The following is a 25,271-nucleotide window of genomic DNA, read 5'->3' as shown; positions in this document are numbered from 1 at the left end:
CGCCCGCGGTTTTATATTTGCATCATTATTTTTTATACCTCCCCCTCCCCGTTTTTTTGGGGTCCGCGCGGGGGGGGGGCCCCGACAAAGTCAACCTCCGGACGCAACCAAAGGCGCGATCGGCGAGACAAGAAACGGACCGTCCATGTTGCGATTCCTGCTCACGCGCATAGCGTCGGCAATACCGGTCCTAGCCATTTTGAGCCTGGTCACCTTTGCCATCATCCAGGCGCCGCCCGGCGATTATGCCGACTACATCCGCTCGCAGGCGATCAACCAGGGTGGAGCTTCCTTCGCCGAGGCCGACGCGCAGGCCAACGCCTATCGCATCGAGCATGGCCTCGATAAGCCGCTGCCCGTCCAGTATCTCAACTGGATCGGCGGCATCATCACCCGCGGTGATTTCGGCTACAGCCTCTACTACAACAAGCCGGTCGCCGATGTGGTCGGCGAGCGCCTGCCGCGCACGCTCATTCTGGCATTGGTCTGCCATCTGCTCGCCTCGGTGCTCGGCATCACATTCGGCATATGGGCGGCGACCCGGCAATACACCTGGATCGACTCGACACTTTCCGCGATCTCTTTCCTCGGCATGACGGTGCCGCGCTTCCTGATGGCGCTGATCATCGTCTATCTCCTGGTCTTCCAGTTCAACGTGTCGGAGATCGGCAGCTTCTTCTCGCCGCAATATGGCGGCGCGCCGTGGTCGTGGGCCAAATTCGTCGACCTGGTCAAGCATGTCTGGCCGGTCGTTGCGATCGCCACCTTCGGCGGCCTCGCCTACAACATGCGCATCATGCGCGGCAATCTGCTCGACACGCTGAACGCGCAATATGTCGAGACGGCCAGGGCCAAGGGGCTGACCGGTGCCGCCGTCGTCATGCGCCACGCCGTGCCCAACGCGCTGCACCCGCTCGTCATGTATCAGGGCGTGGTGCTGCCCTACATGCTAACCGGCGAGATCGAGACCGCGATCATTTTCGCGCTCCCGACCGTTGGCCCGGCGATCGTCGGTTCCATGGCTGTCGGCGACGTCTATGTCACCGCCACGTTCATGATGGTGCTGTCGGCGACGCTGATCGTCGGCAACATCATCGCCGACATGCTGCTCGTGCTGCTCGATCCGCGCGTGCGCCAGTTCGGGGAGGGTTAGATGCTGGCTTTCGACAATCTAACACCACCGCTGCCCGCCGAAGGCGTCATCGAGAAGCCGCAGCGCGGCAATGAGAGCTATATCGCCCTTGTCTGGCGCCGGTTGAAGCGCTCCTGGACCGGCATGGCCGGACTTTGGCTTGTCGTGCTCCTGTTGGTGATGGCCGTGTTCGCGGAGTTCATCGCGCCGATGGACCCGAAGGTCACGGATGTCGGCTTCGCTCCGCCGCAGGTGCCTGTTTTCCATGACAAGGACGGCGGTTTCACCGCGCGGCCGAGGGTCTATGCGCTGGCCGATTCGGCGGATCTCGATCCGGTCACCTTCCAGCCCGTCGTCGGCCCCGACTATGACCATCCAAGGCTGCTTGGTTTCTTCGTGCATGGCGCGCCCTACAAGCTGTTCGGGCTTTTGCCGGCGGACCGGCATCTGTTCGGCTCGCTGGACGGCCAGCCGGTGCATTTCCTCGGCACCGACAAGTTCGGCCGCGACGTGCTGTCGCGCGCCATCCATGGCTCGCGCGTCTCGCTTATGATCGCGCTGACGGTCGTCTTCATCATCACCGTCATCGGCACCACCGTCGGCATGGTCTCCGGCTATTTCGGCGGCAGGTTCGATGTCTGGATGCAGCGTTTCGTCGAACTGGTGCTCGCCTTCCCGCAACTGCCGCTCTATTTGGCGCTGACGACGTTGATCCCGGTTACCGCGCCTACCAACGTCTTCCTCGCTTTCGTCATCATCGTCATGTCGGCATTGGGCTGGGCGCAGATGTCGCGCGAGGTGCGCGGCAAGACTTTGGCGCTGGCACGGATCGAGTATGTGCGCGCCGCCATGGCGGTCGGCGCCACCGACCGGCGCATCATCATGCAGCACATCTTCCCCAATGTGATGAGCCATGTGATCGTCGCCGTAACGCTGGCGATCCCGACGGTGGTGCTGCTTGAATCCTTCCTCGGTTTCCTCGGCTTCGCCGTCAAGCCGCCGCTGATCTCGTGGGGCCTGATGCTGCAGGACACCGCGACCTATTCCGTCATCGGCACCTATCCCTGGATCCTGTCGCCGGTCGGTTTCGTGCTCGTCACCGTCTTTGCCTTCAACGCGCTCGGCGACGGCCTGCGCGACGCCGTCGATCCCTATTGAGGTGGAACAGATGACAGTCGCGCTCGCCGAAACCTTTGCACCAACCGTCCGTCACGACCATGACGGACGTCGGGACCAGCCCATCATCGACGCCCGCAACGTCGCCGTGGCCTTCAAGGTCGAGCATGGCGTCGTCGACGCGGTCAAGGACATCTCATTCCAGCTCTATCGCGGCGAGACGATCGCGATCGTCGGCGAATCCGGTTCCGGAAAGTCGGTGACGGCGCGCACCGTCATGGGCCTGCTGTCGCGGCGCGCCACGGTGTCGCCCGGGTCGAGCGTCTGTTACGACGGGCAAAACATCCTGAAGTTTCCCGAGAGCGCCCGGCGCAAGCTGCGCGGCAACCGCATCTCGATGATCTTCCAGGAGCCGATGAGCTCCCTCAACCCGATCTATACGGTCGGCAGCCAGATCGTCGAGGCGATCAGGGTGCATCGCAAGGTTAGCCGCAAGCGGGCCTGGGCGCGAGCACTGGAACTTCTGCAGCACGTGCAGATTCCCGATCCTGTCGCGCGGCTCAAGCAGTATCCGCACCAGCTATCGGGCGGACAACGCCAGCGCGTGATGATCGCCATGGCACTGGCCAACAATCCCGATGTGCTGATCGCCGATGAGCCGACCACGGCGCTCGATGTCACCGTCCAGGCGCAGATCCTGAACCTGATCCGCAGCCTGCAGAAAGAGCTGCGCATGGCGGTGATCCTGATTACCCACGACCTGACCGTCGTGCGTCAGTTCTCCGACTACGTCTATGTCATGCAGCATGGCGAAATGTGCGAGCACAACGTCACCGAACGGCTCTTCGCCGATCCGCGGCATCCTTACACGAGGCGGCTGCTGGCTTCCGAGCCGCGCGGACAGCCGAAACCGCTGCCTGAGGGCTGCGGCACCATTCTCGAGGCCAGCGGCGTGCGTGTCTCCTTCATGCTGCGCCACGGCACCTTCCTGAAACCGGACTGGCGCGAACTGGTCGCCGTCGACGATCTCAGCCTTAGCCTGTGCCGCCATGAGACGCTGGGGCTGGTCGGCGAGTCCGGTTCCGGCAAGACCACCTTCGGCCAGGCCCTGCTCCGGTTGATAGATACCAAGCGCGGCGAGATACGCTTCGATGGCAGGCCGATCCACGGCCTGTCGCGGGCCGAGATGCGGCCGCTGCGCTCGCGCATGCAGATCGTCTTCCAGGATCCGTTCTCCTCGCTCAACCCGCGCATGACGATCGGCCAGATCATCGAGGAAGGGCTGATCGTCAACAGCATAGGGGCGACACGGCGCGAGCGGGTCGATCGGGTGCGCGAGGCGCTGGTCAGCGCCGGCATGCCCGGCGATATACTGTCGCGGTTTCCGCACGAATTCTCCGGCGGCCAGCGGCAACGCGTCGCGATCGCCCGCGCCATCGCATTGGAACCTGAATTCATCCTGCTCGACGAGCCGACATCGGCGCTGGACCTGTCCGTTCAGGCGCAGATCATCGACCTGCTGCGCAAGCTGCAGGACGAGCGCGGCCTCAGCTACCTCTTCATCTCGCACGACCTCAAGGTGGTGCGTGCACTGTGCCATCGCGTCATCGTCATGCAGAACGGCAAGATCGTCGAGCAGGGCCCCGTCGACGACGTCCTGTCCAATCCCAAGACCGCCTACACCGAACGGCTCGTCAGGGCCGCTTTCGACGTGGCCTGAACATATGCCGGAGGTTAGCATGGCAAGAAATCCCAAGATCACTTTCATCGGCGCCGGCTCGACGGTGTTCATGAAGAACATTGTCGGCGACGTGCTGCAGCGCCCGTCGCTTTCGGGCGCGACGATCGCGCTGATGGACGTCAATCCGCAGCGGCTGGAAGAGAGCGCCATCGTCGTCAACAAGCTGATCGCGACACTCGGCGTCAAGGCAAAGACCGAGACCCATTCGGACCAGCGCACGGCGCTGGCCGGCGCCGACTTCGTCGTCGTCGCCTTCCAGATTGGCGGCTATGAGCCCTGCACGATCACCGATTTCGAAGTGCCGAAGAAATACGGCCTGCGCCAGACGATCGCCGACACGCTCGGCGTCGGCGGCATCATGCGGGGCCTCCGGACCGTGCCGCATCTGTGGAAGGTCTGCGAGGACATGCTCGCCGTCTGCCCGCAGGCGATCATGCTGCAATATGTCAATCCGATGGCGATCAACACCTGGGCGATATCAGAGAAATATCCCGAGATCAGGCAGGTCGGCCTCTGCCATTCGGTGCAGGGCACGGCAATGGAGCTGGCGCACGATCTCGACATTCCTTACGAAGAAATCCGCTATCGCTCGGCCGGCATCAACCACATGGCCTTTTATCTCAGCTTCGAGCATCGCCAGCCGGACGGTTCCTACCGCAATCTCTATCCAGATCTGGTGCGCGCCTATCGCGAAGGCCGTGCGCCCAAGCCTGGCTGGAACCCGCGCTGCCCTAACAAGGTGCGCTACGAGATGCTGACCAGGCTCGGCTATTTCGTCACCGAAAGCTCGGAACATTTCGCCGAATACACGCCCTATTTCATCAAGGACGGCCGCCCGGACCTGATCGAGAAGTACGGCATCCCGCTGGATGAATATCCCAAGCGCTGCATCGAGCAGATCGAGCGCTGGAAGGGGCAGGCGGAAGCCTATCGTTCGGCCGATCGCATCGAAGTCGAGCAGTCGAAGGAATATGCCTCCTCGATCATGAATTCGGTCTGGACGGGCGAACCGTCGGTGATCTACGGCAACGTCCGCAACAATGGCTGCATCACCTCGCTGCCCCGGGATTGCGCCGCCGAAGTGCCGTGCCTGGTCGATGCCTCCGGCATCCAGCCGACCTATATCGGCGAGCTGCCGCCGCAATTGACCGCGCTGATCCGCACCAACATCAACGTGCAGGAACTGACGGTGCGGGCGCTGATGACGGAGAACCGCGAGCACATCTACCATGCGGCGATGATGGACCCGCATACCGCCGCCGAGCTTGATCTCGACCAGATCTGGTCACTGGTCGACGACCTTCTCGCCGCTCACGGCGACTGGCTGCCGGCCTGGGCGCGCGTGGCGCGCAAGACCGAGGCCGCCTGACGCCTTATTTAGGAGCGTCGGGGTCGGTCTCTTCCTCGTCGTCGCGGGCCTTGATGACATAGGCGCCCTTCAGCCAGCGGTTGAGGTCGATGTCCTTGCAGCGCGTCGAGCAGAACGGAAAAGTGTCGCGCGCCGATGGCTTGCCGCATTCGGGGCAGGGGCGCTTGGGGCGCAAGGGCGTGACTTTGGGGTCGGAACTCATAGCCGTGCGCCTGACAGCCAGCCGCCATGCACCTTGAAGCCTTCGCCGCTCAACAGCGCCACCGTCTCATAGAGCGGCAGCCCGACGACGTTGGTGTAGGAACCGACCAGCTTGACGACGAACGCGCCGGCGAGACCCTGGACGGCGTAGCCGCCGGCCTTGCCGCGCCATTCGCCCGAGGCGACATAGGCGTCGATTTCCTCGCGCGGCAGCCGCTTGAAGCGCACCCGCGTCTCGACCAGCCGCTGGCGCAGTTTGCCGCCCGGCGTGATCAGGCAGATGCCGGAATAGACCCGGTGCGAACGGCCGGACAACAGCCCGAGGCAGTTGGCGGCGTCGTCGAGGGTTTCTGCCTTGGGCAGGATGCGCCGCCCGACGGCGACCACCGTGTCCGCGGCCAGCACGAAGCCCGGCGCGTAGTCGGCTTCGGTCTTCAGCGACGCGAACGCCTTCTCGGCCTTTTCCTTCGACAGCCGCTTGGCCAGCGAGCGCGGATGCTCTGCACGCAGCGGCGTTTCGTCGACATCGGCCGGCAGCACGCGGTCCGGCTCGATGCCGGCCTGCTGCAAGAGCTCGATCCGGCGCGGCGAACCCGAGGCAAGCACCAGCTTCTGCAAAATGCTCATCGCGGACCAGTCGGGCTTGGCTTACTTGAAACGATAGGTGATGCGGCCCTTGGTCAGGTCGTATGGCGTCATCTCGACCAGAACCTTGTCGCCGGTCAGCACGCGGATGCGGTTCTTGCGCATGCGGCCGGCCGTATGGGCAATGATCTCATGTTCGTTTTCGAGTTTTACCCGGAACATCGCGTTGGGCAACAATTCCGTCACGACACCCGGAAACTCGAGGACTTCTTCCTTCGGCATTCGATACCTTTGCTTGGATGGCAGTTCCGGCGCTTAGAGCATGATGCCGAAAAGTGTGGAGCGGTTTTCGGACGACATCATGCTCTACTTCTTGATTTAGAGGCGGATTCAGATTTCAGGTCGAACAGACCTGAAATCATCCGACTCTGCCGGAATTTCGGCGGAACCTATATGATAATCGCCCGCTTGTGAACACGCTTAATCCGTCGCGTTTTTTTCTTCCGGAAGCAAAAAACGTCGGCCTATGCGCAACTTCAGCCGCTCGCGCACGTCGCGATAACTGGCCATGATCTGTTCGCGCGTGCCGCCGGCATCGGTAGGGTCCGGCATCGGCCAGTATTCGACCTCGACGGCGAGCGAGCGGGTGAGTTCGAGAGCCGCGTGGTGCGCTTCCGGAGACAGCGTGACGATGAGGTCGAAATAGTCGTCCTCGAGATCGTCCATCGTCCTTGGGTGACGCTCGCCCAGTGTGAGACCCTCCTCGGCAAGGACCGCATCGACGAACGGATCGCGCTCGCCCGCGCGAACGCCGGCCGAGGCGACGAAGATGGTGGCAGGCAGCATCCGCCTCGCCAGTTGCTCCGCCATCGGCGAGCGCACGGCATTCATGCCGCACAGGAACAGGATCGAACGGGGAAGGACGCCGGGTGCCAGGGCTAGCCCCGCCAGTGAAGCACGCAGACCAGCGTGAACAGCCGGCGCGCCGTATCGAAGTCGATGTCGATCTTGCCGGAAAGCCGGTCCATCAGCGTCCGCGAGCCTTCATTGTGCAGGCCGCGGCGGCCCATGTCGATCGCCTCGATGTGGCTTGGCGTCGAGGAGCGGATGGCGTCATAGTAGCTTTCGCAGATCATGTAGTAGTCCTTGACGATGCGCCTGAGCGGCGTCAACGACAAGATATGGGTGACGACGGGGGCCCCATCCTCTCGCGCCACGGCAAAGACCAGGCGCTTCTCGGCCAGCGACAGTTTCAGCCGATAAGGGCCGGCGCCGCCGTCATTGACGGGTTGAAAACTGTTTTCCTCGATCAGGTCGAAGATCGCCACCGCGCGTTCATGCTCGACATCGGGTGTCGAACGGCCGATCGATTCATCGAGTTCGACATCGATCAGCCTGGCGCGGGTTTGATCGGAGTCGGACATGGCGGCCTACATGTTCAGCCGTATGGCGACGGAACGTGCATGTGCTTCAAGGCCTTCCGCCTTGGCCAGCGCGATCGCCGCCGGCGCCAAGATCCGCAACTGCTCCGGCCCAAGCTTGAGGATCGAGGTGCGCTTGACGAAATCGAGCACGGACAGCCCGGACGAGAAACGAGCCGAACGTGCCGTTGGCAGCACATGGTTGGAGCCGCCGACATAGTCGCCGATGGCTTCCGGCGTGTGGCGGCCGAGAAAGACGGCACCCGCATTGCGCATCCGCGACAGGAAACCCTCGGCATCGTCGATTGCCAATTCGACGTGTTCGGCGGCGATACGGTCGACCAGCGGCAGCGCTGCCTCGATCGTCGGCACCAGGATCACAGCGCCGAAATCGCGCCAGCTTGCCGCTGCCGTTTCGGCGCGCGGCAGGTTCTGCAACTGGCGTTCGACCGCCTGTTCGACGGCGATGCCGAAGGCCGGGTCGTCGGTGACCAGGATCGACTGCGCCGACGCATCGTGCTCGGCCTGGGCCAGCAAATCGGCGGCAATCCAGTCCGGGTCGTTGCTGCCGTCGGCCACGACGAGCACTTCCGACGGCCCGGCGATCATGTCGATGCCGACGGTGCCGAACACCTGGCGCTTGGCCGCTGCGACATAGGCATTGCCCGGACCGACGATCTTGGCGACCGGCTTTATAGTCTCGGTGCCATAGGCAAGCGCTGCGATCGCCTGGGCGCCGCCGACGCGGTAGATTTCGGACACGCCTGATATATCCGCGGCCACCAGCACCAGCGGGTTGATGATGCCGCCTGGCGCCGGCACGACCATGACGATGCGCTCGACGCCGGCCACCCTGGCCGGGACGGCGTTCATCAGCACCGAGCTTGGATAGCTCGCCGTGCCGCCCGGCACATAGAGCCCGACCGCCTCGATAGCCGTCCAGCGCCAGCCGAGCTCGACACCGGCGGCATCGGTATAGCGATCGTCCTTCGGCCGCTGCCGTTCGTGATGCGAGCGGATGCGGTCGCGCGCGAATTCCAGTGCCTCGATCGTTTTTGGGTCAGCGGCCTTGTAAGCCTGGGCGATGTCGTCCTTCGAGACGGCGATGCCTAATCCAGCCAGATCGGCGCGATCGAATTTCTGCGAATAGTCGATCAACGCCGCGTCGCCCTCTGCGCGCACGCGCGCGATGATGTCGCGCACCGCGGCATCGACATCGGCGGACACTTCCCGCTTGGTCAGGAGGAAGGCGGCGAAACGCTGCTCGAAATCGGCGTCGGACTGACGAAGCGTGATGGCCATCGGATGTTCAGGCCTTGTGGATCGGGCGCGAGCTGGCTTCCCACGCGCCGCCGATGTCGGCAAGGCGGGCCTCGATGCACTCGACATCGAGCATGATGGTGCCGCCGCCCGCAAAGATCAGCTCGACGATACCGGCCGGCTTGCTGATCTCGATGAAGCTGATCGCCAGCAGGGACAGGACCTCAGCCGGCTTGTCGCGGGCGATGCCGTTGGTCTTGGCACCAAGCACCCGGTCGAAATGCAGCACCGCCTGCCGCCGCTCATTGTGCTGGCGAAACAGGCCGGATTTGGCCTCCCAGACGAAACGGTTCATGGTCAGCAGGAAACGCTTGGCCGCGGGCAGGAATTCGAGGTCACTGACCTTCATCACGGCATCCTGGACATGGGCCGAAACGATGCTCAGATCCTGGTCGTCGAGCGCGATAAGCTTAAGGGCAGTCATGCGGATTTCGCACCTGAAGGTTGATAACTGAACCTTCTGTTAGGCGGTCTTTCCCGTCCGCGCAACCACACCGCAAGGCCTTGCGATTGGCCTATGCGGAAATCCGCTCGATCACCGCGCCGCAGTTGGACAGCTTTTCTTCCAGCCGCTCGAAGCCGCGGTCGAGATGGTAGACGCGGTTGACCGTCGTCTCGCCTTCGGCCGCCAGGCCGGCGATGACCAGTGAGACCGAGGCGCGAAGATCGGTCGCCATGACCGGCGCGCCCTTCAACTTCGGCACGCCGTCGACGATTGCCGTCTGGCCCGAAAGCGTGATGTGGGCGCCGAGCCGGGCCAGTTCCTGCACATGCATGAAGCGGTTTTCGAAAATCGTCTCGGTGATGCGCGACTTGCCCTTGGCCATCGTCATCAGGCCCATGAACTGCGCCTGCAAATCGGTCGGGAAGGCCGGGAACGGCGCTGTCGTCACGTCGACCGGCAAAATGCCCGCGCCGTTGCGCTTCACCCGAATGCCGGAATTGGTTTGCGTGATCTCCGCACCCGTCTGCGAGATCACGTCGAGCGCGGTCTGCAGCAGTTCGGGGCGTGCGCCCTCGAGCACGACGTCGCCGCCGGTCATTGCCACCGCCATTGCGTAGGTGCCGGTCTCGATACGGTCGGGAATGACGCGCACGCGGGCACCCGACAGCGATTCGACGCCATCGATGGTGATAACAGGCGTGCCGGCGCCGGAAATCTTGGCGCCCATGGCATTGAGGCACTCGGCGAGGTTGACGATTTCGGGTTCGCAGGCGGCATTTTCCAGCACCGTCTCGCCCTTGGCCAGGGCCGCGGCCATCATCAGCACATGGGTGGCGCCGACAGAGACCTTCGGGAACACATAGCGGTTGCCGACAAGGCGGCCATTTCGGGTTTTAGCGATGACATAGCCGGTGTCGACGTCGATATCGGCGCCCAGCGCCTGCAAGCCTTCGAGGAACAGATCGACCGGGCGCGTGCCGATGGCGCAACCGCCAGGCAGCGACACCTTGGCCTCGCCCATGCGGGCCAGCAGCGGCCCGATGACCCAGAACGACGCTCGCATCTTCGACACCAGCTCATAGGGCGCCGTCGTGTCGACGATGTTGCGGGCGGAGAAATTGATGGTGCGCGAATAGCCCTCATTCTGCTTCTCGCGGCGGCCATTGACCGAATAGTCGACGCCGTGATTGCCCAGGATGCGGATCAACTGTTCGACATCGGCCAGATGCGGCACGTTTTCCAGCGTCAGCGTGTCGTCGGTCAAAAGTGAGGCGATCATCAGGGGCAGGGCCGCGTTTTTCGCGCCCGAGATCGGAATGCTTCCGGAGAGCTTGTTGCCCCCGACAATTCTGATGCGATCCATGGAAGAACGTCCCTCTCGGCTCGAAAAAGCCGGTTCAATCGTTTGAGTAGCGGCCCGTCTAGACCATTGGCCAATCTGGTTCAAGGAATTGGCTGGTTGAAGAAATAGGATTTCGCCCCATCCCGGGCCAAGAGTGGCCGATTTGAGTTAATCTTTTTGTATTTCCTTTGCCGCGCCGAGCCCGTCCGGCCGCTGATCCGCATCGCCGGCGCGCCGCGAGCGCGACTGCGCCTTGCGTTTCTGCAAATTGGCGCGCAATTGCTCGGCCAGCCGGTCCTTGCGGTTGGCGCCGCTCTTTTTAGCTGGACCAGCCCTTTTCAGTGGAATTGTCTTGTCGTTCATCGTCCCGTCCCGGCCGGCGACCAGCCAACCCGTCAATCAGGGATAGCCAACATTGTGGCGCCGCCATGTCGATAAAAGCTATCCGGCAAAGGCTTTCACAGAAGCGTTGCACTTGGCCTTGCGCTTGCCGGTTCGATATGGCAGAAGCCCCGCCATCAGCGGCTGCGGTAGCTCAGTGGTAGAGCACTCCCTTGGTAAGGGAGAGGTCGAGAGTTCAATCCTCTCTCGCAGCACCATTCCAAGCCCTTGTTTGGAAACAACTACCGGGCACCATCAGAACGGTGAAAGCGGGCGCGACCGTCCGCAACGACCGGCCCGAAACGGCTTCCGTGATACTCGTTCGTGCCGCGGAACAGGCAGATGCCATGGTCGTGCCAACCCAATCCATTGCCCTAACGGAATGCTTGTCCGACCTTCTCCTCGTCCAGCCACCTGCGCTGACAGAAGGATTGCGCTCGTGAGCCAGGCGAAAGCAATGACGCGTGACAATGACGAGCGCTTGCCGTATATTGACATAAAGATATCCTTATGTGACATGAAAAGGCTTGTCGCCAAAGGGATAAAAAATGTCGCAGGATTCTGCATCGCTGGACGCATTGTTCGGCCCCGTCGCGGCAAGGCCCGACGGGTCGGAAGTGCTTGCGGCGCTGACGGCGGCGGCGCGCGAACGCATCCTCATCCTTGACGGCGCCATGGGCACACAGATCCAAGGCCTGGGTTTCGATGAAGACCAGTTCCGCGGCGAAGCCTTCGCCGGCTGCGCCTGCCACCAGCAAGGCAACAACGATCTTCTGATCCTGACGCAGCCGCAGGCGATCGAGGAAATCCACTATCAATACGCCATCGCAGGCGCGGATATTCTGGAAACCAACACCTTCTCCTCGACTTCGATCGCCCAGGCCGATTACGGCATGGGCGACGCCGTCTATGCGCTCAACCGCGATGGCGCGCGGCTGGTACGGCGCGCCGCTGTTCGTGCCGAGCAGGAGGATGGCAAGCGCCGTTTCGTTGCCGGCGCGCTGGGGCCGACCAATCGCACCGCCTCGATGTCGCCCGACGTCAACAATCCCGGCTATCGTGCGGTGACCTTCGACGATCTGCGCCTGGCCTATGGCGAACAGCTGCGCGGCCTGATCGACGGTGGCGCCGACATCATCCTGATCGAGACCATCTTCGACACGCTGAACGCCAAGGCGGCTATCTTCGCGGCAGAAGAGATCTTCAACGAGAAGGGCGTGCACCTGCCGGTGATGATTTCGGGCACCATCACCGACCTTTCTGGCCGCACGCTGTCCGGCCAGACGCCGACCGCCTTCTGGCATTCGGTGCGCCATGCCAGCCCCTTCACCATCGGCCTCAACTGCGCGCTCGGCGCCAACGCCATGCGCGCGCATCTGGCCGAGATATCAAGCGTCGCCGACGCCTTCACCTGCGCCTATCCCAACGCCGGCCTGCCCAATGAATTCGGCCGTTATGACGAGAGCCCGGAATTCATGGCCGCGCAGATCGAGGATTTCGCCCGCGAGGGGCTGGTCAATGTCGTCGGCGGCTGCTGCGGCTCGACCCCGGATCACATCCGCGCCATCGCCGAAGCGGTGAAGAAATATCCGCCGCGCGCCATTCCCGACATCGAGCGCAAGATGCGCCTGTCCGGGCTGGAGCCGTTCACGCTGACCGACGAGATTCCCTTCGTCAATGTCGGCGAACGCACCAATGTCACCGGATCGGCCAAGTTCAGGAAGCTGATCACGGCGGGAGACTATGTCGCCGCGCTCGACGTGGCGCGCGACCAGGTCGCCAATGGCGCCCAGATCATCGACATCAACATGGACGAGGGACTGATCGATTCGAAGAAGGCGATGGTGGAATATCTCAACCTGATCGCCGCCGAGCCGGACATCGCCCGCGTTCCCGTCATGGTCGACAGTTCCAAATGGGAGATCATCGAGGCCGGCCTGAAATGCGTGCAGGGCAAGCCGCTGGTCAACTCCATCTCGATGAAGGAAGGCGAAGAGGCGTTCCTGCATCATGCAAGGCTGGTGCGCGCCTATGGCGCGGCGGTGGTGGTCATGGCCTTCGACGAAGACGGCCAGGCCGACACCAAAGCGCGCAAAGTCGAGATCTGCACCCGCGCCTACAAGCTCCTGACCGAACAGGCCGGCTTTCCGCCCGAGGACATCGTCTTCGACCCCAATGTCTTCGCCATCGCCACCGGCATAGAGGAGCACGACAATTACGGCGTCGACTTCATCGAGGCGACGGGAGAGATCACCGGGACGCTGCCGCATGTCCACATTTCCGGCGGCGTGTCGAACCTGTCCTTCTCGTTCCGCGGCAATGAGCCGGTGCGCGAGGCCATGCATGCCGTGTTCCTCTACCATGCCATCCAGCGCGGCATGGACATGGGCATCGTCAATGCCGGTCAGCTCGCCGTCTACGACACGATCGAACCGGCGCTGCGCGAGGCCTGCGAGGATGTCGTGCTCAACCGCGTGCCCAAGGCCGGCGGCACCGCCACCGAACGCATGCTGGAGATCGCCGAACGCTTCAAGGGCACGGCGGGCCAAGAAGCCAAGGAGCGCGATCTCGCCTGGCGCGAATTGCCAGTCGAACAGCGGATCAGCCATGCACTGGTCAACGGCATCACCGAATTCATCGACGCCGACACCGAGGAAGCGCGTCTGGCCGCCGAGCGCCCGCTGCATGTCATAGAAGGCCCGCTGATGGCCGGCATGAACGTCGTCGGCGACCTGTTCGGCGCGGGAAAGATGTTCCTGCCGCAAGTGGTGAAGTCGGCGCGGGTAATGAAACAGGCAGTGGCCGGACTGCTGCCGCACATGGAGGCCGAGAAGCTGGCCAACGCCGCAAACGGCATCGACAATGGCGAGCGCCAGACGGCGGGCAAGATCCTGATGGCAACGGTGAAGGGCGATGTCCACGACATCGGCAAGAACATCGTCGGCGTCGTGCTGGCCTGCAACAATTACGAGATCATCGATCTCGGCGTCATGGTGCCGGCGGCAAGGATCCTGCGGACGGCGCGCGACCAAAATGTCGACATCATCGGACTGTCGGGCCTGATCACGCCGTCGCTCGATGAGATGGCGCATATGGCCGCCGAGATGGAGCGCGAAGGCTTCGACATCCCGCTGCTGATCGGCGGCGCGACGACCAGCCGCGTGCATACGGCGGTGAAAATCCACCCGCGCTACACCAAGGGCCAGACGGTCTACGTCACCGACGCCAGCCGTGCGGTCGGCGTGGTCTCGTCCTTGCTGTCGAACGAGACCAAGGGCGGCTATGTCGACACGGTGCGCGCCGAATACAAGAGGGTCGCCGACGCGCATGCCCGCTCCGAAGCCGACAAGCAGCGGCTGCCGCTGGCCAAGGCGAGGGCAAATGCGCATCAGCTCGACTGGTCTGAATATGAGCCGCCGAAGCCGTCCTTCACAGGCGTGAAGGTCTTCGAGAATTGGGACCTGACCGAAATCGCGCGCTACATCGACTGGACGCCGTTCTTCCAGACCTGGGAGCTGAAGGGGCGCTATCCCAGGATCCTCGAAGACGAAGCGCAAGGACCCGCCGCCCGCCAGTTGTTCGAGGATGCGCAGGCGATGCTGAAGCAGATCATCGCCGAAAAATGGTTTGCGCCGCGCGGCGTCATCGGCTTCTGGCCGGCCAACACCGTCGGCGATGACATCAGGCTGTTCACGGATGACAAGCGCTCAAAGGAACTGGCGACCTTCTTCACCCTGCGCCAGCAACTGACCAAGCGCGACGGCAAGGCCAATGTCGCGCTGTCGGATTTCGTCGCGCCAATGGACAGCGGCAAGCCCGACCATATCGGCGGCTTCATCGTCACCGCCGGAATCGAGGAGGTGGCGATCGCGGAGCGTTTCGAGCGGGCGAATGACGATTATTCGTCGATCATGGTCAAGGCGCTGGCCGACCGTTTCGCCGAGGCCTTTGCCGAGTGCATGCATGAGAAGGTGCGCAAGGAGTTCTGGGGCTACGCGCCAGAGGAATCATTGGCGCCCGACGAGCTGATCGGCGAACCCTATCGCGGCATCCGCCCGGCCCCCGGCTATCCGGCGCAACCCGACCACACCGAGAAGGCGACGCTGTTCCGGTTGCTCGACGGCGAGAACAATGCCGGGGTCCGCCTGACCGAGAGCTATGCGATGTGGCCGGGCTCGTCCGTGTCAGGCATCTATCTGTCGCATCCCGAAAGCTACTATTTCGGCGTCGCCAAGGTCGAACGCGACCAGGTCGAGGATTATGCGCGCCGCAAGGCTATGCCGTTGGCCGAGGTCGAGCGCTGGCTTGGCCCCATCCTCAACTACGTGCCGGCACACCATGCCAAGGCGGCTGAATAGCAGCGGCAGGTTCTGTTGTCGGCCAAGCCAAGCGACAACCACACATCGCCATGGCATCGTCGAGATGCAATGTGCCAATATCGGCATCCGCGCCGGTGACTGGCCTCTGATCCAGGATAGCGATAGACCCAAGCAGTCGTCTTTGCAGTTGGAACGCCGAATGACCCTACTCACACGCCGCGGGCTTTTGAAAACGGCCGCGGTTGCCGGCGTGGGCGGGATAGGGTTTTCGGCCATCGGTCGGCTTGGCGGCTGGGCCTCTGCCACGCCCGAGCCGGTGGTTTTGCAGACGGCAAAGATCCAGGCAAAGCTGATGGATATCGGCCAGACCAGGGATGTACTGACCTACGGCAACGCCGGAATGCCGCCCGTGCTCAGAATGAAAAAGGGCGAGCCCTTTGCCGCGCGTCTTGTCAACGCCATCGACGATCCGACGACCATCCACTGGCACGGTATTCGCGTTCCAAACAAGATGGACGGCGTGCCCTTTCTGGTCCAGCCTTATGTCTACACCGGCGATCATTTCGACTACGCCTTCACTCCGCCCGACGCCGGCACCTTCTGGTACCACCCGCATTGCAACACGCTGACCCAGATGGGCCACGGCCTGACGGGCGTGATCGTGGTCGAGAACCCCGGTGATCCGGAATTCGATGCCGAGATTGTCTTCAATCTGCGCGACTGGCGCCTCGGCGACGACGGTCAGTTCATAGACCTGTTCCGCCCGCGCGATGCCGCGAGAACCGGCACTTACGGCACGGTGCGCACCGCCAACTGGCTCGATCAGCCGCAATATGACGCGCCGGCCGGCGGGCTGGTGCGGCTCAGGGTCGCCATCACCGATGTCACACGCATCTATGCCTTTCGCGTCGACGGCGCCGAGGCGACAGTGATGGCGCTCGACGGCAATCCGGTGCCGCGGCGTTTTTCTCCCGACGCCCTGCTGCTTGGACCCGGCCAGCGCGTGGAGCTGGCCATCCGCATGCCCGACGACGAGGGCGCGATCGTCAGCCTGCGGGACGTCAGGGGCACCAAGCCCAAAGTGCTCGCGACCCTTCGCGCGACGGGAAGCTCGCTCAAGCGTGCCATTCGTGATGTTGCACCCCTGGAGGTCAATCCGGTGGCGGAAGTGGACCTCACCAGTGCCAAGCATATTTCCCTGGCGCTCAGCGCCACGGCGGAAAACGTCCCGAGTGACGGCATCTGTGGTTCGCTTGGCTACAGCTTCTGGGCGATCAACAAGGTGCCGTGGTCAGGCGATACGCCGGATCCAACCGCGCCGCTGGCCGAACTGAAGCTCGGCCGGAGCTATGTTATCGACATGGAAAACCTGACGCCGCAATCCCATCCGATGCATCTGCACGGCATGAGCTTCAAGGTGTTGTCGTCCTCGACGCGCCAGGTTGAGCCGATGATTTCGGATACCTATCTCATCCAGCCCAACGAGAAGGTGAGCCTGGGCCTCGTCGCCGACAATCTCGGCGACTGGCTTCTGCACTGCCACGTCATCGAGCACCAGAAATCGGGAATGACGAGCTATCTCAGGGTGGTCTGAAGCCGCGCCGGACGGTTTCGTTGGCAAAAGGGGGCGTTTCCCTGCTATTGCCGCCTCCAACTCAAGAACCATGGGACATTCCTGCATGACCAATGTCGCCCTGACCGGGCTTGCCCGCGATCTTGCCAGGCGCGCCGCCGAGAGCCGCCCTGTGCGCATCGGCGTCATCGGCTCGGGCGAGATGGGCACCGATCTGGTGACGCAAGGCATGCTGATGAAGGGCATTTCGGTTTGCGCCGTTTCGACACGCCGTCCGCACACCGCGCGCGAGGCCATCCGCATCGCCTATGGCGATGAAGCCATGGCGGTCGAAGCCGACACCGCGTCGAAAGTCACCGCGGCGATCGAGAACGGCAAGATCGCCATCACTTCGAACGAGATGCTGGTCACCAACCCGCTGATCGACGTCGTCATCGACGCCACCGGCAAGCCGGGCGTTGCCGCCGATTTCGACCTGATGGCGATGGAGCATGGCAAGCATCTGGTGATGATGAACGTCGAGGCCGACGTCACCATCGGCTGCTATCTTAAGCAGCAGGCCGACCGGCTTGGCGTCGTCTATTCGGTGGGTGCGGGCGATGAGCCGTCGAGTTGCATGGAACTGATCGAGTTTGCGTCGGCGCTTGGGCTAACCATCGTCTCGGCCGGCAAGGGCAAGAACAACCCGCTCAACCACGACGCCGTGCCGGACGACTATCGCGAGGAAGCGGTCCGCCGCAACATGAACCCGCGCATGCTGGTCGAGTTCGTGGACGGTTCCAAGACCATGGTCGAAATGTGCGCCATCGCCAATGCAACCGGGCTGGCGCCCGATGTGCCCGGCATGCACGGCCCAAAGGCCGACCGCGACGATCTCGCCAAGGTGCTCATCCCGCGCGAGGATGGCGGCCTGCTCACGAAGAAAGGCGTCGTCGACTACACGGTCGGCAAAGGCGTCGCGCCCGGCGTCTTCGTCATCGTCGAGGCGACGCATCCGCGCATCATAGAACGCATGGACGATCTGCATATCGGCCACGGCCCCTATTACAGCCTGTTCCGGCCTTATCATTTGACCTCGCTGGAAGTGCCGCTGACCGCCGCCCGCATCGTGCTGTTCGGCAAGCCTGATATGGTGCCGCTGCCAAGGCCGGTGGCCGAAGTGTGCGCCGTCGCCAAGCGCGACCTTGCCGCCGGCGAGACCTTCGATGCGATCGGCGAGACCTGCTACCGCTCCTGGACCATGACCGTCGGCGAGGCCCGTGCGCAGCGCGCCGTGCCGGTCGGCCTGCTCGAGGGCGGCAAGGTGCTGAAGCCGGTCCGGAAAGGCGAATTGCTGACCGGCGACAATGCCATACCCGACCAGACGACGAGGCTGTTCGCCTTGCGCCGGCTGCAGGACGAGATGCTGTATGGGATGTGATGACCACGCTGGCGCGGTCATTACAAAAGTCTAGATTGTTGTGACAGGTATCGCCAAGGATCGGTCACATGAACCTTCGGATAAGGGATCCGCGCGCACGCGAACTCGCTCTTGAGCTTGCGGCCAAACGCAACACTTCCATGACTAAAGCGGTTATCGAAGCGCTTGAATCAGAACTGAAATGGGAAAGAGGCCGCGCCCCCTTGGCGGAGCGGCTGGCTGTCATCGCCGCCGATCTCAGGGCGAAAGCAGGCGAGGGTGGTCAGGCCGTGAGCAAGGATGAGATCGGCGACATGTGGGGCGGCGGCCAGAATGACGCCTGACTAGGTGCACACAGGGTTGATCGGTTGGACGGCCTACTGGCAGCCCGGATTTCGTCGTTCGTTTGGATGGATCAGCATAAATATTCGGGATTGGTCGAAGCCTTACCTCCTTCGTCATCCACGGGCGGAGCAGGAGCGAAGCGACGTCGCGGAGACCCGAGGATCCATTCCGTGCCCTTGGCCGAAGGGTGCAGCGGAGCAGAATTCTGCACCGTGGTGACGCGTTTAAAGTCGCGGCATGGATCCTGGGGTCTGCGCTGCTTCGCTTCGCTCCTTGCTGCGCCCCAGGATGACGAAAACCACGTGCATTTCCGCCAAGCCGTCAACATAAGGAGCTAGTGCCTTACTTCCCCAGTTCGATCGATCGCAGCCGCGCAGCCTCCACCGCCTCTGTGAGAAGGCGCGTCAGCCGGTCCTCGCCCATCAGCACGTCTAGCGCCGCGGCCGTCGTGCCATTGGGGCTGGTGACCTGCTGGCGCAACACTCCCGGCTCCTCGCCGCTTTCGGCGGCAAGCGAGGCAGCACCGTAGACGGTCTGCTTGGCGAGCAGCTTGGCGGTTGCCGTCGGCAGGCCGGCCTTCTCGGCGGCCACGGTCAGCGCTTCGATGAAATGGAAGATGTAGGCCGGGCCCGACCCCGACACGGCGGTCACCGCGTCCATCAAACCCTCGTCGTCGATGGTGGCCACTTCGCCGCTCGCCGACAAAAGGTCGGCGACGAAACGCTTGGTGTCGTTGGAAACCAGTCTGTTGGAGAACACCACCATCATGCCCTTGCCGATCGCCGCCGGCGTGTTGGGCATGCAGCGCACGACTGGCGCGCGATTGCCCAGGATGTCCTCGAAGGTGGCGGCAGGCGTGCCGGCGGCGATGCTGACGAAGGTGGTGCGGCCATCGGCGAAGCGCTTGTAGGCGGCGGTGACGTCGCGGATCACCTGCGGCTTCACCGCGATGACGACGAGATCGGGCACGGCATCTGCCGGAATGCCGCTGGCATCGGCTGATGTCGCGCAGCCTAGCGTTTCCGCGCGATTGCGCAGATCGGCTTTGGGCTCGACCACGAAAACCGCCGACGGCGCAAGCTTGCCGGATTTCAGCCAGCCCGAGAGCATGGCGTAACCCATATTGCCGCAGCCGGCGAGAACAAGCCTGATCGTCATCGAAAGCCTCCCAAGGAAGGCCTTCACATAGACGCTGGCTGTTCCGTGGGGAAGCCCCCGTCAGGAGGAACGGGAAGATCGTGCACCGTGATCGGGGTCACGCACGGCCATCGGCCGCAGCGAAACTTGCCTCAGCCCAAGGACGCCGAGCACGAAGAACAGCCAGACCGGGTCGCCGCGATGGAAGAAGAAGCTTTCGAGGAAAGCGTTCAGCGCCGTGAACAGCACCACCATCATGAAGAAGTCGCCGAGAAAGATATTCTCCCTGCGCAGCGGTATGCGCATGTAGTCGCGCAGCGGCGCGATGAGGAAGGTGTAAACCGCCACGCAAAGGGCCGGAATGCCCATCAGCACGGCAATATCGAGATAGCCGTTATGGCCGTGCACGATGGTTCTGATGTCCCACGGCCGGTCGAAGGGCTGGTCCTGGTTGAGCAAGAGCGGCGTGCCCCAGAAGCTTTCATAGCCGTAGCCGGTCCATGGCTTCTTCGCCAGCATGCTGCCGGCGAACTCCCACAGCGTCGTGCGGCCGGTATAGGTCATGTCGGGGAAATAGATCGCCGCCAGATGTTTCACCGGCGGCAGGAAGACGATGCCTAGCGTGCCGACCGCCGTGGCGATGATCGCCAGGGCAAACAGAATCGGCGTGCCGAGCCGCATGCCTATCAGGCTCGGGAACATCACGATCAGGATCGAGAACGGCACCAGGCCGGCTGTTGTCTTTGAGCCGGTGTGCAGCATGAAGATCATCGCCGCGAAGAAGATCCCGGCACCCCAGTACCGTTGCCCGCGCCGGTAGAGATAGAGGCCCGCGAAGCTGAGGCAGGCCATGATTGGGCCGGCGATGTTCTTGTGGGTGAACACGCCGCGCCACAGGCCGGCATGTTCGGGCTCCTGTGAGTCGGCGGTGTGCATCGCCTCGTGCGGAAAGACGATGAGGCCGAGATAGGAAAGGACCATGACCACGACGGCGGTGAAGATGATGACTTTTGAAAAACCTTCGGCGTCGCGCGGCAGCACCAGGATCGTCGCCACCGTCAGGATGCCGATCAGCGTGAAGGAGGCGGCGCGCATCGCAGACGGCGGATCGGTCGCCAGGATCACCGACAGGAAAAAGAAACCCAGCATCAGCATCCAGGACGAGCTGAGCAGCGAGCGCACCACGCGCGGATCGGCAAAGGCCATCAGCGAGAAGATCGACATGGCGCCGAGCGAACTGAAGCCAAGCTGGTTGACGATGTCGCCGCCTTGGTCCGTGAGTTCGGCGCCGGCCGGCTGGAATGGCCGGAAGGACACCATGATGACGGTGAACAGCAGCGCCGCGATGGCGGTGGCCACGCCTTCGCGCGTGAACGCGGCGCGCTCAGTTTTTCTCAGGCTGGCGGTATTGCTCATTGGCATATCCGAATTCGGCCAGCACGCGGCCCAGCGCCACATGGACGGGGTAGATGGCGATCGCCGGTGATCCGGTTCGCGCCAGCCGGATCAGGCCACGAAACGGCGAGGCTGCAAGCAGCGCCAGGCTCTTCAGCAACACCTTGGCGCCGGCGAGTGGCCTGCCGGCGCGTTTCTTCTTTTCGACCAGTGTCGAGATCACGCCGTTGCGCAGGCTGCGGGCGCGGATCCAGTCGGCTTCGATACGCCGGGCCGGAACGGTTTCTTGCACTTCCGCTTCGGCGCACCAGCCAAGCACGAAGCCGCTTTGCGCCGCCCGGCTCAGAAAATCGGAATCACCGCCGCCCATGAAATTGAATTTGAGGTCGAGAAAGGGCGGCCCCATGGCGGTCAGCACGTTGCGTCCGACCAGAAGATTGCCGGAGGAATAGAGCGCGGGCACGCGTCCCGTCTCCCGGTAGGGGGGCGCGAACACCGGGTGGTCTGCCCATCCCGCATGGGCGGGATCGGCAAACACGGGAACCTGCGGGCCGCCGACGATATCGGCGCCGAGCGTCTCGGCCGCCTTGCACATCCGTTCCAGCCACCGCGGATCGGCGATCTCGTCGTCGTCGATGACCAGCAGATGCCGGAAGTTCGGGAACTGCAGGATCGCTGTCTGCCAGCCGGCATTGTAGGCGCTGCAATTGCCGCGCTCATGCGCGATGATGACCAGACCCGGTATCTCGCCGCGCTCGAACAGCGGCAGTGCCGCCTTGGCGCCGGCCCGCGCCTCGGCCTCGTTTTCCATGACGATGACGGCAAAGCGCCTGCCGGTCTGCTGTGCGCGCAGCGACGCCAGCGTTTCCAGCACCTGCTCGGGCCGCTTGAAAGTTGGCAAAGTGACGACCGCTTCGATGGCCTCGACGTCAAGCCGCGGCGAGCGTCCCGCGATCGATACCGAACCGTCCGATGGCAAAGGGATCATCCGTGTCCAGCCACATGGTGAGTTGGGTTCTGGGTAGCACCACGGTGATAAGGTTTCGTTAATCACCTTGCACGGAGAAGCCCCGCAGACAGGGGCTTTCGGTCGTCGAATGTGCTGGCTTAATCAAGGGTTCACCGCACTTTGCTACCGGCTGCACCACAGGATAGGTGAGATGCATCTGCTGTTCGCCACATCGATCGTGCCCGACGGCGCTCTCGCCTCGGGCTACGAGATCGCCAACGCCGCGATCATCGCCGCCTTGCGGCGCGCTGGCGCGCGAGTCACGGTCATCGGCTTCACCTGGCCGGGGAAACCCGCGGCCGATCCCGACAACACCATGGTGCTGGGTGCGATCGACGTGCGCACGGACAATGCCTCCGCACGGCAAAAGCTGGCCTGGGTCGGCAAGGCACTGCTTTCGGGCCTCACCTTCGCGTCGGCCAAGTTGCGCGCCGTGTCCGACGGCGCTGTTCTCGCCGCCATCGAGAGCGCCGGTCCGGTTGACGGCTATGTCTTGAATTCCGTGCAGTTCGCCGGCGCCTTCGAAAAACTGTTCGCTGACCGGCCTTCGATCTTCGTCGCCCACAATGTCGAGCATCTATCGGCGCGGGAGAACGCCGCTGCCGCCGGCGGCCCCTTTCAGCGCCAGTTGTTTCGCCGTGAGGCGAGGTTGCTCAAGATCGTGGAAGAGCGCCTCTGTCGCCGTGCGCGTTTCGTCTTCACGCTCGCCGAGGAAGACCGCGCGGCACTCGGTGTCGCCTCCGACGACCGCTCGGCGGTGCTGCCTTTGGTGACCGGCGTCGAGGCACCGACCCGGAAAGGGTCGCGTCACATCGACTGCGATGCGGCGCTGATCGGCACCTGGACCTGGCAGCCGAACCGCATCGGCCTCGACTGGTTCCTGGGCAAGGTGGTGCCGCATCTTCGGCGCGACTTCCGCATCCGCATCGCCGGCAGCATGCCCGCGGGCGTCACGTCGAAGCATCCGGGTGTCGAATTTGTCGGCCGCGTGCCGGACGCACAGGCCTTCGTGCGTAGCGCTGCCGTCATCCCGCTGATCAGCACCGCGGGCAGCGGCGTCCAGTTGAAGACCATCGAAACCTTCGAGCTCGGCCTGCCGTCCGTCGCCACCAGCCGCTCGCTGCGCGGCATCGACCATCGCCCGTCCAATTGCGTCGTCACCGACGATCCCGCCGCCTTCGCCAGGGCTCTCGAAGCCGCGGCGGCCGACGTCCGCGACGTCGACGGCAGCACATTCCGGCGTTCGCAGGTCCAGGCGCTCGACGCCGCCATCCGGCTCGGCCTCGAAAAACTCGGGTCCGTCAGGCAGGAGGCGTTTGCATGAACATGCACTCCACCCGCGCCGCCTCGGGGCGCGACACCTTGAGAACGATCCTCGGCATCCCGGTGCTCGCGATTCGCTGGGATGAGGCCATGGCCCTGTTGACGCGGTTGACCAGAGAGCGTCGTTTTACCAAGGTCACTTTCCTCAACGCCCATAATGCCAACATGGCCTGCACGGATCCGGTCTTCGCCAAGGCGCTGGATGACTTTCTCATCCTGCCCGACGGCATCGGTGTCGATCTCGCGGCGAAAGTCCTCTACGGCGCGCCTTTCCCGGACAATCTCAATGGTACCGATTTCGTGCCGGCCTTCCTGCAGGCCTCGCCCCAGCCGCTGACTGTGGCTCTGCTCGGGGCCACCCGCGTCAATGCCGAAGCGGCGTCGAAGAAACTGGCGGCGATTGCCGTCCAACATCGTTTCGTCGTCATCCATGACGGCTTTTTCTCCGCCGCGCAGGAGCCGGAGATCGTCGAACGGATTGCAACCCTGCGGCCCGACGTGCTGCTCGTCGCCATGGGTGTGCCGCGCCAGGAATTGTGGATCGAACGCCACATCGACGCACGCCACTGCACGCTGCCGATCGCCGTCGGCGCGCTGCTTGACTTCCTGAGCGGCTCGGTGCCCCGGGCACCCTTGTGGATGCGCCGGCTGCGGCTCGAATGGCTGTTCCGGCTGGCTGTCGAACCGGGCCGCCTGTGGCGCCGCTATGTGGTCGGCAATCCTCTGTTCCTGCTGCGCGTCGTCAGGCAGAGATTCTCGCATGCACCCGAAGCTGCGGGAGACATCCGTTGAACAGCAGGTTCGTTCCGGGTGCCGCTGTCGAGCCTAGCCCGCTTCGGCGGATGCCGACGGCGGCACTGGTGACGGCAAGCTACGCGCCCGATTTCGAGCGCTGCCGCCTGTTGTGCGAGACACTCGATCGCCATGTTTCCGGCGCGGCGCACCACTATATCCTGGTCGAACATCGCGATATCTCGCTTTTCCGTCAGTTGGAGACCAGCTGGCGTACCATCGTCGACGAGCGGGAATTGCTGCCGCGCTGGCTGCACGCCTTCGACGACCCGCTCAGCCTGTTTCGTCGGCGCATCTGGCTCAGCCTGAAGACCCAGCGGCTGCGCGGCTGGCATGTGCAGCAGCTGCGCCGCATCGCGATATCGGCGCATGCATCCGAGGATGTGCTGATCTTCTGCGATTCCGACGTCGCTTTCCTCAAACCTTTCGACTGCGGCACTTTCTGGCATGATGGCAAGGCGCGGCTGTTCCGCCGCGACGGTGCGCTGGCGCACGAAGGTCATGAAGAGCATCGCATTTGGTCGCGCAACGCGGGTGCGGCGCTTGGCATCGACCCATCCCGGACATCGAACCACGACTACATCTCGACGCTGATCGCCTGGCGGCGCGACACCGTGCTGGCCATGTGCGGCCAGATCGAAAAGGTCCATGGCCGAAACTGGGTCGAGGTCGTCGGCTCGGCGCGCAAATTCTCCGAATGCATGATCTACGGCCGCTACGTCGACGATCTGCTGGAGGGCGCCGGCCACTTCCACGGTTCGGAAGAGTTCTGCCGGGTGCACTGGACCGGCGAGGCGCTATCGGACGACGAGTTCCGCAACTTCGTCGCCGCCATGGCGCCGGAGCAGGTGGCGATCGGCATGCAGTCCTTTATCGGCACCGATATCGGCCGCATCCGCCGTTTGATTGGGCTTAACGAAGCATGA

The 25,271-nt window shown here is 63.5% G+C and carries 23 protein-coding genes and 1 tRNA gene; 12 read left to right on the top strand and 12 right to left on the bottom strand.

All coding sequences use genetic code 11. The features are described from left to right. Window positions 1–145: 145 nt before the first annotated feature. Genes NKG99_RS17030 through NKG99_RS17015 form a run of 4 tightly spaced genes read left to right on the top strand, consistent with a single transcriptional unit; the run spans window position 146 to window position 5,358 of the window. Window positions 146–1,153, top strand: coding sequence for an ABC transporter permease (locus NKG99_RS17030; protein WP_352869701.1), 1,008 nt, complete (start codon window positions 146–148; stop codon window positions 1,151–1,153). Beyond that, window positions 1,154–2,290, top strand: coding sequence for an ABC transporter permease (locus tag NKG99_RS17025; RefSeq protein ID WP_352869699.1), 1,137 nt, complete (start codon window positions 1,154–1,156; stop codon window positions 2,288–2,290). It abuts the gene before it with no gap. A 10-nt stretch (window positions 2,291–2,300) separates the two neighbouring features. Next, complete coding sequence (locus NKG99_RS17020; protein ID WP_352869697.1) at window positions 2,301–3,968, top strand: ABC transporter ATP-binding protein; 1,668 nt, start codon at window positions 2,301–2,303, stop codon at window positions 3,966–3,968. 19 nt (window positions 3,969–3,987) lie between these two features. Then, window positions 3,988–5,358 carry an alpha-glucosidase/alpha-galactosidase gene (locus NKG99_RS17015; protein ID WP_352869695.1) on the top strand — a complete coding sequence of 457 codons (1,371 nt, stop codon included), beginning with the start codon at window positions 3,988–3,990 and terminating at the stop codon, window positions 5,356–5,358. A gap of 4 nt (window positions 5,359–5,362) precedes the next feature. Here NKG99_RS17015 and yacG read toward each other — a convergent pair whose 3' ends face one another. The 9 genes from yacG to NKG99_RS16970 all read right to left on the bottom strand — a co-directional run bounded on the left by yacG (window position 5,363) and on the right by NKG99_RS16970 (window position 11,035). After that, the gene (yacG, locus tag NKG99_RS17010) at window positions 5,363–5,560 is read right to left on the bottom strand and encodes a DNA gyrase inhibitor YacG (RefSeq protein WP_352628423.1); all 198 of its coding nucleotides are present in this window, start codon (window positions 5,558–5,560) and stop codon (window positions 5,363–5,365) included. Continuing rightward, complete coding sequence (locus NKG99_RS17005; RefSeq protein ID WP_127296630.1) at window positions 5,557–6,186, bottom strand: Maf-like protein; 630 nt, start codon at window positions 6,184–6,186, stop codon at window positions 5,557–5,559. The genes yacG and NKG99_RS17005 overlap by 4 nt, the downstream gene beginning before the upstream one ends. A gap of 21 nt (window positions 6,187–6,207) precedes the next feature. Beyond that, on the bottom strand, window positions 6,208–6,426 hold the full coding sequence (infA, locus tag NKG99_RS17000; RefSeq protein WP_006200926.1) for a translation initiation factor IF-1: 219 nt from the start codon (window positions 6,424–6,426) through the stop codon (window positions 6,208–6,210). Window positions 6,427–6,624: 198 nt separating this feature from the next. Beyond that, entirely contained in the window at window positions 6,625–7,095 is a 471-nt protein-coding gene (locus NKG99_RS16995; RefSeq protein WP_352869713.1) for an arsenate-mycothiol transferase ArsC, read from the bottom strand. After that, window positions 7,083–7,568 carry a UPF0262 family protein gene (locus NKG99_RS16990; protein WP_352869692.1) on the bottom strand — a complete coding sequence of 162 codons (486 nt, stop codon included), beginning with the start codon at window positions 7,566–7,568 and terminating at the stop codon, window positions 7,083–7,085. Before NKG99_RS16990 ends, NKG99_RS16995 begins: the two co-directional genes overlap by 13 nt. A gap of 6 nt (window positions 7,569–7,574) precedes the next feature. Continuing rightward, window positions 7,575–8,867 carry a histidinol dehydrogenase gene (gene hisD / locus NKG99_RS16985; RefSeq protein WP_352869690.1) on the bottom strand — a complete coding sequence of 431 codons (1,293 nt, stop codon included), beginning with the start codon at window positions 8,865–8,867 and terminating at the stop codon, window positions 7,575–7,577. Between the two features lie 7 nt (window positions 8,868–8,874). After that, window positions 8,875–9,309, bottom strand: a complete 435-nt coding sequence (locus NKG99_RS16980) for a DUF2948 family protein (RefSeq protein ID WP_352869688.1) — start codon at window positions 9,307–9,309, stop codon at window positions 8,875–8,877. Window positions 9,310–9,400: 91 nt separating this feature from the next. Continuing rightward, entirely contained in the window at window positions 9,401–10,693 is a 1,293-nt protein-coding gene (gene murA / locus NKG99_RS16975; protein WP_352869686.1) for a UDP-N-acetylglucosamine 1-carboxyvinyltransferase, read from the bottom strand. A gap of 147 nt (window positions 10,694–10,840) precedes the next feature. After that, on the bottom strand, window positions 10,841–11,035 hold the full coding sequence (locus NKG99_RS16970; RefSeq protein ID WP_352869684.1) for a hypothetical protein: 195 nt from the start codon (window positions 11,033–11,035) through the stop codon (window positions 10,841–10,843). 161 nt (window positions 11,036–11,196) lie between these two features. On the opposite strand from NKG99_RS16970, the gene NKG99_RS16965 reads away from it, so the two are divergent. The 5 genes from NKG99_RS16965 to NKG99_RS16945 all read left to right on the top strand — a co-directional run bounded on the left by NKG99_RS16965 (window position 11,197) and on the right by NKG99_RS16945 (window position 18,688). Continuing rightward, window positions 11,197–11,271: transfer RNA gene (locus NKG99_RS16965), tRNA-Thr, on the top strand. 330 nt (window positions 11,272–11,601) lie between these two features. Continuing rightward, window positions 11,602–15,411 (top strand): methionine synthase, encoded by a 3,810-nt coding sequence (metH, locus tag NKG99_RS16960; protein WP_352869683.1) that lies wholly within the window; start codon window positions 11,602–11,604, stop codon window positions 15,409–15,411. Between the two features lie 160 nt (window positions 15,412–15,571). Next, a complete protein-coding gene (locus NKG99_RS16955) occupies window positions 15,572–16,966 on the top strand; it encodes a multicopper oxidase family protein (protein ID WP_352869681.1) in 1,395 nt (464 codons plus the stop codon). Between the two features lie 85 nt (window positions 16,967–17,051). Next, window positions 17,052–18,365: an NAD(P)H-dependent oxidoreductase gene (locus tag NKG99_RS16950; protein WP_352869679.1), complete on the top strand. Its 1,314-nt coding sequence runs from the start codon at window positions 17,052–17,054 to the stop codon at window positions 18,363–18,365. 68 nt (window positions 18,366–18,433) lie between these two features. Continuing rightward, window positions 18,434–18,688: a type II toxin-antitoxin system VapB family antitoxin gene (locus NKG99_RS16945; protein WP_352869677.1), complete on the top strand. Its 255-nt coding sequence runs from the start codon at window positions 18,434–18,436 to the stop codon at window positions 18,686–18,688. Window positions 18,689–19,031: 343 nt separating this feature from the next. Here the strand turns inward: NKG99_RS16945 and proC are convergent, their stop codons facing one another. The 3 genes from proC to NKG99_RS16930 are packed head-to-tail and all read right to left on the bottom strand — an operon-like array spanning window position 19,032 to window position 22,209. Continuing rightward, on the bottom strand, window positions 19,032–19,847 hold the full coding sequence (gene proC / locus NKG99_RS16940; RefSeq protein ID WP_352869675.1) for a pyrroline-5-carboxylate reductase: 816 nt from the start codon (window positions 19,845–19,847) through the stop codon (window positions 19,032–19,034). A 60-nt stretch (window positions 19,848–19,907) separates the two neighbouring features. Beyond that, a complete protein-coding gene (locus NKG99_RS16935) occupies window positions 19,908–21,242 on the bottom strand; it encodes an O-antigen ligase family protein (protein ID WP_352869673.1) in 1,335 nt (444 codons plus the stop codon). Further along, entirely contained in the window at window positions 21,211–22,209 is a 999-nt protein-coding gene (locus NKG99_RS16930) for a glycosyltransferase family 2 protein (RefSeq protein ID WP_352869671.1), read from the bottom strand. The genes NKG99_RS16935 and NKG99_RS16930 overlap by 32 nt, the downstream gene beginning before the upstream one ends. 172 nt (window positions 22,210–22,381) lie before the next feature. On the opposite strand from NKG99_RS16930, the gene NKG99_RS16925 reads away from it, so the two are divergent. The 3 genes from NKG99_RS16925 to NKG99_RS16915 are packed head-to-tail and all read left to right on the top strand — an operon-like array spanning window position 22,382 to window position 25,271. After that, window positions 22,382–23,554, top strand: a complete 1,173-nt coding sequence (locus NKG99_RS16925) for a glycosyltransferase family 4 protein (protein ID WP_352869669.1) — start codon at window positions 22,382–22,384, stop codon at window positions 23,552–23,554. Beyond that, window positions 23,551–24,345, top strand: a complete 795-nt coding sequence (locus NKG99_RS16920; RefSeq protein WP_352869667.1) for a WecB/TagA/CpsF family glycosyltransferase — start codon at window positions 23,551–23,553, stop codon at window positions 24,343–24,345. Before NKG99_RS16925 ends, NKG99_RS16920 begins: the two co-directional genes overlap by 4 nt. After that, complete coding sequence (locus NKG99_RS16915) at window positions 24,342–25,271, top strand: DUF6492 family protein (protein ID WP_352869665.1); 930 nt, start codon at window positions 24,342–24,344, stop codon at window positions 25,269–25,271. The genes NKG99_RS16920 and NKG99_RS16915 overlap by 4 nt, the downstream gene beginning before the upstream one ends.

Origin of the sequence: Mesorhizobium sp. M1409 (assembly GCF_040317535.1) — a bacterium.
In the GTDB taxonomy this organism is placed as follows: domain Bacteria; phylum Pseudomonadota; class Alphaproteobacteria; order Rhizobiales; family Rhizobiaceae; genus Mesorhizobium.
Note: the sequence above shows the minus strand (reverse complement) of the source record. Positions and strands in the feature narration are given on the sequence as shown.

Bases quoted from the DNA above. Each gene is read 5' to 3' on its own strand.
- hisD (WP_352869690.1), bottom strand. From the start codon at position 8,867: ATGGCCATCACGCTTCGTCAGTCCGACGCCGATTTCGAGCAGCGTTTC.
- murA (WP_352869686.1), bottom strand. From the start codon at position 10,693: ATGGATCGCATCAGAATTGTCGGGGGCAACAAGCTCTCCGGAAGCATT.
- NKG99_RS17005 (WP_127296630.1), bottom strand. From the start codon at position 6,186: ATGAGCATTTTGCAGAAGCTGGTGCTTGCCTCGGGTTCGCCGCGCCGG.
- NKG99_RS16955 (WP_352869681.1), top strand. From the start codon at position 15,572: ATGACCCTACTCACACGCCGCGGGCTTTTGAAAACGGCCGCGGTTGCC.
- NKG99_RS16980 (WP_352869688.1), bottom strand. From the start codon at position 9,309: ATGACTGCCCTTAAGCTTATCGCGCTCGACGACCAGGATCTGAGCATC.
- metH (WP_352869683.1), top strand. From the start codon at position 11,602: ATGTCGCAGGATTCTGCATCGCTGGACGCATTGTTCGGCCCCGTCGCG.
- NKG99_RS16990 (WP_352869692.1), bottom strand. From the start codon at position 7,568: ATGTCCGACTCCGATCAAACCCGCGCCAGGCTGATCGATGTCGAACTC.
- NKG99_RS16930 (WP_352869671.1), bottom strand. From the start codon at position 22,209: ATGATCCCTTTGCCATCGGACGGTTCGGTATCGATCGCGGGACGCTCG.
- NKG99_RS16945 (WP_352869677.1), top strand. From the start codon at position 18,434: ATGAACCTTCGGATAAGGGATCCGCGCGCACGCGAACTCGCTCTTGAG.
- NKG99_RS17030 (WP_352869701.1), top strand. From the start codon at position 146: ATGTTGCGATTCCTGCTCACGCGCATAGCGTCGGCAATACCGGTCCTA.
- NKG99_RS17025 (WP_352869699.1), top strand. From the start codon at position 1,154: ATGCTGGCTTTCGACAATCTAACACCACCGCTGCCCGCCGAAGGCGTC.
- yacG (WP_352628423.1), bottom strand. From the start codon at position 5,560: ATGAGTTCCGACCCCAAAGTCACGCCCTTGCGCCCCAAGCGCCCCTGC.
- proC (WP_352869675.1), bottom strand. From the start codon at position 19,847: ATGACGATCAGGCTTGTTCTCGCCGGCTGCGGCAATATGGGTTACGCC.
- NKG99_RS16920 (WP_352869667.1), top strand. From the start codon at position 23,551: ATGAACATGCACTCCACCCGCGCCGCCTCGGGGCGCGACACCTTGAGA.
- NKG99_RS17015 (WP_352869695.1), top strand. From the start codon at position 3,988: ATGGCAAGAAATCCCAAGATCACTTTCATCGGCGCCGGCTCGACGGTG.
- NKG99_RS17020 (WP_352869697.1), top strand. From the start codon at position 2,301: ATGACAGTCGCGCTCGCCGAAACCTTTGCACCAACCGTCCGTCACGAC.
- NKG99_RS16950 (WP_352869679.1), top strand. From the start codon at position 17,052: ATGACCAATGTCGCCCTGACCGGGCTTGCCCGCGATCTTGCCAGGCGC.
- infA (WP_006200926.1), bottom strand. From the start codon at position 6,426: ATGCCGAAGGAAGAAGTCCTCGAGTTTCCGGGTGTCGTGACGGAATTG.
- NKG99_RS16925 (WP_352869669.1), top strand. From the start codon at position 22,382: ATGCATCTGCTGTTCGCCACATCGATCGTGCCCGACGGCGCTCTCGCC.
- NKG99_RS16935 (WP_352869673.1), bottom strand. From the start codon at position 21,242: ATGAGCAATACCGCCAGCCTGAGAAAAACTGAGCGCGCCGCGTTCACG.
- NKG99_RS16970 (WP_352869684.1), bottom strand. From the start codon at position 11,035: ATGAACGACAAGACAATTCCACTGAAAAGGGCTGGTCCAGCTAAAAAG.